Raw genomic sequence first — 8,379 nt, forward strand, 5'->3', positions numbered from 1 at the left:
CGTATCTGCTTAATAGCTAAGGCTGCTCGTTCCGCCCGAGCATGGCTCCATGATTCATAGCCCATGGCCGATGCATGTCTGAGCAGCCCGCCGTGCGTGACGACTCCGCCGACGAGGACCCACCACCTCTCGATCTGTCCGACACGGACGACGTCGATGACGACGAGAGCCACGACCCCTACCAACCCCTGTAGGCGGAAGGGACCCCATGAGATTCAAAGCCCTCGCGGCAACACTGGCCGCAGCGGTCGGCCTGAGCATGCTCCAGCAACTACCGGCGTCCGCGGCGGAGCCGGATCCCACCCCGGCCGCCAGCAAGATCGCGCCGACCCTCAAGGACCGCTTCCGCACGCAGCCGTCGTCCGACTTCTGGATCACCTTCGAGACCAGGGCCGACCTCGCGCCGGCCAAGAAGATCGCCGACTGGGCCGCTCGTGGTCAGTTCGTGTACGACGCGCTGACCGCGGCGGCCAAGAACTCCACGGCAGCCATCGCCCCCGAGCTCGACCGGGCCGGCGTCAAGTACACCTCGTACCCGATCGCCAACGCCGTGCTCGTCAAGGGCGGCACCGAGAAGCTCGCCCTCGACGTGGCGTCGCGGGTGCAGGTCGCCGAGATCCACGCGACGCCGCAGGTCGCGCTGGTCGACCCGGTGGAGAAGAAGGTCTCCACCGACGAGTCCCGGGCCGCTGCCGGGGATGACTCGGTCACCTGGGGTCTGGAGGCCATCCACGCTCCGCAGGCCTGGGCCATGGGCGCCACCGGCGCCGGTATCACCGTGTCCAACCTGGACTCCGGCGTGCAGTTCGACCACCCGGCCCTGATGCGGCAGTACCGGGGCATGAAGCCCGACGGCACCGTCGACCACAACTACAACTGGATGGCCACCCGGGGCACCTGCACGACCGCGCCGTGCGACGACAACGGACACGGCACGCACACCATGGGCACCATGGTCGGCGAGGACGGCACCGACCACGTCGGCGTGGCACCGGACGCGCAGTGGATCGCGACGAACGGCTGCTGCGACAGCACCGGCGTCGAGTCGCTGCTGCGGTCCGGCTGGTGGCTGCTCGCACCGACCGACCTCCAGGGGAACAACCCCGATCCGTCCAAGCGCCCGCACGTCATCAACAACTCGTGGGGCCAGAACGTCGAACACGACTTCGACGACTTCTTCCAGGCCGTCGACGAGGCCTGGACCGCCGCGGGCATCTTCAGCGTCTGGTCGTCGGGGAACACCTCGCCGTACGCGGACTGCGACAGCGTCTCCACGCCCGGCGCCGCCCAGAGCGCCTACTCCGTCGGCGCCTTGTCGTCGGACGGCACGCTCGCGTCGTTCTCCCGCAAGGGCGAGGGCGAGGGCGGTCAGATCAAGCCCGAGATCTCCGCCCCGGGGGAAAACGTCCGTTCGTCCTATCCGAACAACACCTATGTCGAGATGTCCGGTACGTCGATGGCGGCACCGCACGTCGCCGGCGCCGTCGCGGCGCTCTGGAGCTATGACCCGACCCTGATCGGGCAGGTCGACGAGACCCGCCGCCTGCTCGGCGAGTCGGCCGTCGACGTCGACGACACCGAGTGCGGCGGCACCGCCGACGTCAACAACATGTACGGCGAAGGCCGGCTCGACCTCGTCCGCCTGCTGGAGCTCGCGCCCCGGAAGGGCGGCACCCTCACCGGTGTCGTCACCGCCGACGGCGCCCCCGTCCCCGCCGCCGACGTGACGATCAGCGGGCCGTTCAGCCGGTCGATCGGAACCGACAAGGACGGCCGGTTCACGACGAACCTCCCGGTCGGCGACTACCGGCTCAGCACCAAGGTCTTCGGCTACCTGACCGCGACCGCCGACGTCACGATCACCCTCGGCCAGGACACCTCCGTCAAGCTGCCGCTCACCGCGGCCGCGAAGCACGACATCAGCGGCCGGGTCGTCGACGACAAGAAACTGCCCGTCCCGAACGCCGACGTCTCCATCATGGACACGCCGCTGAAACCGGTACGCACGGATGCCAACGGCGCGTTCACGGTCACCGGTGTACCCGAGGGCTCGTACAAGCTGGCGGTCAAGCCCAATGCCTGCTTCTCGCCCAGCACGGTCCCGCTGACCGTCGGCGCGCAGAACGAGCCGTCCGAGATCCCGGTCGGGCTCGTCGTCGACAAGGGCGGCTACAGCTGCGCCGTCTCCGAGGGCGAGTACTTGCGCGGCACCGAACCGGTCACCTTCGACAGCGGCGTGTGGGCCACGGTGAAGCTGCCGTTCCCGATCGCCCTCTACAACGGCAGCCACGACACCCTCGGAGTCGGGCTGCGCGGCGTCATCGCCCCCGACGGCAGCACCGGACCCGGCTACGGCGGAGCGGGCATCTTCCCGCTCTACGTCGAGACCCCCCTCGAGTTCGCTCCCGGCGGCGGTGTCTTCACGGCGACCACCAAGGTCAACGGTGAGGACGCGTTCGTCGTCGAATACCGCAACGCCAAGATCTGGGCCTGGCCGACCCGGGCGGAGTACACGGAGCCGGTCAGCTTCTCGGCCACGCTCACCCGCTCGGGCACCGTGATCTTCGGGTACGGCGACGGCTTCGGAACCGACGACCCGGTGACCGGCGGCGCGAACGCCGTCACGGGCATCCAGGGCTGGGCCGGCGTCGACGGCATCCGGTTCTCCGACCACGCCCCGGTGCTGCACGACGGCATGATCGTCACCTACGACCTGCCGGACTTCGGGTACCTCGACGCGACCGTCGTCGACCGCAACGACGGCCTGCCGGTCGCCGGCGCGAAGGTCTCCTTCAGCAACCAGAACGGCCTGGTGGAGACCGTCACCACCGACGGGACCGGCATCGTGCACCGCCAGCTTCCGGTCGGCGATTACACCATGACGGTCGAGGCGCCGAACTACACCACCGGGGCGTACCCCTTCTCGCTGCCGAAGCTCTACGCGAACGCCAAGATCGACGCGCGTCTGACCACGGGCGCCGCCGGTCTGAAGGCCGACGGCCTCGAGGCGCTGATGGGTGCCGACCAGAACGGCGTGGGGACGCTCACGCTGACCAACAACGGATCCGCTCCCCTCACGTACAACCTCGGCGAAGCCGCACGGCACCCCGAGCTCGACGCCGCCGGCGCCACCGCGCGCACCGGCACCGGCGCCGCCAGCACGATCGATCTCGCCGCGTGGAAGGCCGGGGCGAGCGGCATGAAGCCGTCGAACGTCGACGGCGCGCCCACCACGTCGAGCACCGCGGAGGCGCAAGCGGCGGCCAAGGTCGGCACGACCTCCGGCGGCGACGTCATCACCCGGATCGCCATCCCCGGGACGATCGCGGAGAAGGAGCCCTCCGGCATCGGGTACGACGGCGACGTCTGGGTGCACGACTACAACGCGCGGACCAACACCGCGTACACGGTGACGGGCAAGAAGACCGGAAAGGTCTTCGACGCGGCGTGGAACCCCGACTACCGGGCGTTCGACATGGCCCTGGACACCAAGACCGGTGACATGTGCCAGATGGAGGACAGCCCGGCCAGCTACATCCACTGCTTCAACCGGGATACCGGAAAGGAGACGAGGCAGATCAAGGGTGACTGGTCCACGCTGCAGCTGACCGGCCTCGCCTACAACCCGAGCGAGGACGTCTTCTACGTCGGCGGACGCGCGAACGGCATGATCGGGACCGTCGCCGGCACGTCGCACGACAACCCGGGCGCGCTCCTGTCCTTCTGCGCCCCGCCACTGCCCGAGGTGATGGGCCTGGCCTACAACCAAGCGTCGGACACGATCTGGTACACCGACCTCACCTACAACCGGCCCACCCGCCTGTTGCAGGTCGACCCGGACGACTGCTCGCTGGTGAACGCGTGGTGGTTCCCGGGCCAGAAGGCGGGCCAGGGCGGTGGCCTCGAGACCGACGCCACCGGGGCGCTGTGGGCGGCCGACCAGATCGCCGACGACGTCGTGCTCGTCGACGTCGAGGACGACCTGCTCACCGACCTGCCGTGGCTGTCGCTCTCCTCGACCGGCGGCACCCTCGCCCCCGGCCAGTCGACGACCGTCAAGGTCTCGATCTCCTCGAAGGGCGCCGCGCCCGGAGTCCAGGGCGCGAACATCGTGGTCCGGTCCGACTCCGGCCGCCAGTCCAAGAGCTACGTCCCGGTGACGCTCACGACCACGAAGTACCAGGTCGGTGTCAACGCCGGCGGCGCCAAGCTCACCGACGGCTCCGGCTACACCTGGTCCGCCGACCAGGCCGCCGGCAAGAAGTCGTGGGGCTACGAGGGCAAGACCAAGGTCAACACCACGAAGAACCCGATTTCCCGTACGACGGACGACGCGCTCTTCCAATCGCAGCGCACCACCGCCGACAAGTCGCTGTTCTACCGCTTCCCGGACACGCCCAAGGGCACGTACTCGATCGACCTCGGGTTCGCCGAGATCGACAAGGTGGCCAAGGGCAAGCGGGTGTTCGACGTCCTCGTGGACGGAGCGCTGACGGACTACGCGTACGACCCGACCGCCGCCGTGGGGCCGAACGCCGCCGACTGGCGCAAGGCGGTCGTGAAGCACGAGGGCGGTCCGCTGACCGTGGAGCTGCGGGGCTCGAAGGGAATGAAGGCCCCGAGCATCGGCGCGCTGCGTGTGACGCTCGACCCGCGCGCTGACGAGGCGGAGCCGGAGGACCAGCCCGAGCAGCCGGACCCGGGCCCCGTGCCGGTGGCTCCCGCCGGTCGCTCGTACACGATGAAGGTGACCGACGGCCTGTACCGCCAGGGCACGCAGGAGTCCGGCTGGCACGGCGACGACCTCTGCGGCCCGCTGTGGTTCGACGCCGACTACCTCCAGCCGTTCTATGACAGCGCCTGGGACGGCGTGTGCGTGACGACGAACGGCGCATTGACCTTCGACCGCGCCGGCACGTCGGGGAGCAATACGGCACTCCCGTCGCCCGACCCGATCGACGCGATCTATCCCTTCTGGGACGATCTCGTGGTCGACGACGAGGCGGGCATCTACTTCGGCACGACCGAGGTGGACGGGCTGCCGGCGCAGGTCGTCGAATGGCGCAACGTCACCTTCTACAGTGACCGGACGGCTCGCGTCAGCTTCTCGGTCACCCTGGTCGCCGACGGACGGATCCAGATCGGCTACGGCGACGGCGTCGGCGGCGACAATCCGCTCACCCAAGGGTCGTCGGCGACGGTCGGTGTGGAGAGCCTGAACCGCAACCCGGCGGGCCAGTACTCCGTCGACCAGCCCGTCCTGAAGGCCGGCCTGGGGCTGGAGTACAGCCTCCCGGCCGCGGGCACGATCGAAGGAACGGTCACCGACAAGAACGACCACAAACCGATCGAGGGCGCGATCGTCACGCTCAAGGGGCCCGCGGGTGAGCGGGTCATCACGACCGACGTGAAGGGCCGGTGGAAGGCCCAGGCGCTGATCGGCGAGAACACGGTGCAGGTCGAGGCGCCGAACTACGTCGCCGCCAGCCAGCCGGTGACCATCGCCAAGAAGGACCAGGCCGAGGTGAGGGACACGGCGTTGACCACGGGCATAGCCACTGTCGCCGGAGGGGACCTCGACTGGCTCCTCGACAAGGGCCAGAAGACGACCGCCAACGTGACGGTCACCAACAGTGGCTCCGCCCCGCTCGAGGTGCGGATCAGCGAGCAGAGACGCACCAGCGACGGCGGGCACGAGGCCGCCGACCTTCCGTGGCTGACCCTCAAGGGCGCGGCCGCGACCGGCACGGTCAAGCTCGCGGCCGGCACGTCCACCACGGTCACGGTGACGGCCGACAACGCCGGCATCGCGCCCGGCGTGCTCGTCGGGGACCTGCTCGTGGCGTCGAACGCCGGCAAGGGCGAGACCCAGTTCAAGCCGGTCCGTCTGGCGACGTCGGCCTACTGGAAGAGTATCGACGCAGGCGGATCGGGCTACGTCGGTGCCGGCGGCTTCGTCTGGTCGCCGGACCAGGCGCTCGGCGCGCGGGCCTGGGGCTACGTCGGCGGCAAGGTGAGCACCACCAGGGCAAACATCGCCGGCACCGAGGACGACGCGCTGTTCCGCACCCAGCGGACCGGCGAGACGTTCAGCTACGTGTTCAAGAACGCCCCGGCCGGGACATACCGGATCAGCCTCGACTTCGCGGAGTTCGAGAAGGTCAAGCCCGGCAAGCGTGCCTTCGATGTGCTCGCCGACGGCAAGATCGCCCTCTACGACCACGACGTGCAGGCGAAGGTGGGTGCGCTGACCGCGGACACGAACACGGTCACCGTCGAGCACGCCGGCGGCGATCTGACGCTCGTGTTCACTCGTGAGAAAGGCGAGGACGACCCGATCCTCAACGCCCTGAAAGTCCAGGAGGATCCGCGCCTCTGAGTTAGCCCACCAATAGTCAGCGCCTCCTCGCCAAAGTCGCCGAGGAGGCGCTGACCACGGCTACCCCGCTATCCGCCAATCACGGGCCGCGCCCTTAGCCACGCAACGTCAAGGACCTCATCGACACTGCGGGCTTGCTTATGTCAGCCATCGTTCCTGGCTGCCCGCTACCAGCTCGGGTTCTTCGACGATCAGCACCGTCCGGGCGCTGACGGAGCGGATTCGGCGCCACCTCGGTTGCGTGGCGAAGCTGTTCGACCTCCCTCACCCCAGCTGCGTCCAGGGCTAGGAGCGCACGGCGAGGGCGCTACCCGAGGAAGTCGCTGGAGGATCTCCGGGAGCCGGCCGGCCTCATCGAGGAGCTTGGCGTTCCACGGGAGCTTTCAATCACCGTCGCCGCCTGATGCCTCCACTTCCATCGGACTCCGGCGTCCGAATCGACCGTGCTCTGGAGCGGCAGGGCTTCATGGTTGCCCGGATCGCCGGCAGTCACCACATCATGCGACTCCCGGATGGGCGTGGCACGACGGTTCCCGTGCGTGTGATCGCGACGTTGCAAAGAGCACGCCGCGAGGCATCCGGTGAGTACGTACGTTCCTCGCCAGACCGGTTTCGTACTGGTAACTCAGCGCTGTCAGCGCGTCGTCCTCGATTCTCCAGGGCCGCACAAGCTCCAGCCGTCCGCCCGATGCCACAGGAGGACTCACCGACCGGTCCAGCGAGATGTTGTGCACAATAGCCAATGCGTTGTTCGGGTAGTGCGCCCGGTGAAACTCGACTTCGTTCTTCGTGAGTACGACCGCGCCGCCCTCGGTTGTTGTGCCTTTCACCTCAACGGAGATCCGCTCGCCAGGGCGACGTACATCCAGGTCGTACGATTCGTGATCCCCGACGTCGTCAACGCGGTACCCCAAGCCCTTGAAGTGCTCGGATACCACCTCGACTGCATGAGTCTCGATTGCCGTACGTTCGGCCGCAGTCGTGATTACCTGGCGGCGAGCGACTCGACCCGCGGCCTCGTCAGCCAAGACCTCAGCGTCCAGAACTTCCGGAGTCGTGCCAACAGCGTCCACTGTCGCCAGCGCTTGGACGGCAATAGCGGCGCTCATCCCACTTGGCGACAGCTCCCAAACGCCATCCCTTCGCGCGGTCAGGAGTCCTTCCCCCACCATTGCAGCGCGCTCATAACTGGCCCGATTTTGCCAGTTTTCTTCGAACGGCCGAGTCTGCGGTGTGTCTCGATCCGCAACCGAAAGCCGCAGGCCAAACCGCTGCCCCATGACCTCCAGGACCCGCGCTCGGCGTGCTCCCCGCCGGGCTCGTCGAGGAGCACCGCCAGTATCCAACGCCGAAGCTCCCGCTGAGGGGTCAGCGCCATCGACTCTCCTTCGTTCGTTGGTCAACCACAAGCGTGACGGCACACCCAAGACTGCCGCACGCAGGCAAGATGACGACGGGTGAGCATGGCACGTCGCTGCCCCTTTCGGCCCGGCGCCCGGCGGCGACGCCGTTGCGAGCAGGGGAACCTGGTGCAACGTCGTCGTCTACTGGGTGCTGTGTGGCTCTCTGGTCCCGAAGTCGTTCTGGGCCCGCTCGACGCCCGCATACACCGCCGAGGGTGCTTCGCCGACGGGGTCATCGGCGCCGAACCACCTGTCGCCCCACCCCCGTGCGGGCATCGACGCGATCCCGAAGCTCGGGCGGCCGCCGAGAAAATCTATGACCAACGTACTAGACATTCTTGCCAGCTCTGGCTAACGTTTCTGGCGTTGACAGCAGAGATCAGTGAAGACGCCGACGAGATGACCGAGCGTCAAGCAGGGCCCGGACCCACGTTCGTGGCTCGCTCGGCACAGCAAGGCACGCAGTTGGCAGGTAAGACCCTGACGTAACTCCAGGTCAGGGCAGGCAGGGCTGATACTGGCCCGGCCGGCAGGACAGTTCGCCGCACGTGTGTGGGGCCATGGAAGTCGCGTGGGGCTCCGACACCGGCGGACAGC

At 68.2% G+C, this 8,379-nt stretch carries 2 protein-coding genes; one reads left to right on the forward strand and one right to left on the reverse strand.

The genetic code is table 11. The features are described 5' to 3' along the window. Positions 1-208 precede the first annotated feature (208 nt). Positions 209-6,379: a S8 family serine peptidase gene (locus tag A3CQ_RS0136835; protein WP_020515973.1), complete on the forward strand. Its 6,171-nt coding sequence runs from the start codon at positions 209-211 to the stop codon at positions 6,377-6,379. A 497-nt stretch (positions 6,380-6,876) separates the two neighbouring features. Here the strand turns inward: A3CQ_RS0136835 and A3CQ_RS59680 are convergent, their stop codons facing one another. Continuing rightward, on the reverse strand, positions 6,877-7,659 hold the full coding sequence (locus A3CQ_RS59680; RefSeq protein WP_245577498.1) for a protein NO VEIN domain-containing protein: 783 nt from the start codon (positions 7,657-7,659) through the stop codon (positions 6,877-6,879). Positions 7,660-8,379: the final 720 nt, after the last annotated feature.

Source organism: Paractinoplanes globisporus DSM 43857 (assembly GCF_000379645.1).
GTDB classification, from domain to species: Bacteria; Actinomycetota; Actinomycetes; order Mycobacteriales; family Micromonosporaceae; genus Actinoplanes; species Actinoplanes globisporus.

Coding starts and splice junctions, on each gene's coding strand:
- A3CQ_RS0136835 (WP_020515973.1), top strand. CDS start 209: ATGAGATTCAAAGCCCTCGCGGCAACACTGGCCGCAGCGGTCGGCCTG.
- A3CQ_RS59680 (WP_245577498.1), bottom strand. CDS start 7,659: ATGGGGCAGCGGTTTGGCCTGCGGCTTTCGGTTGCGGATCGAGACACA.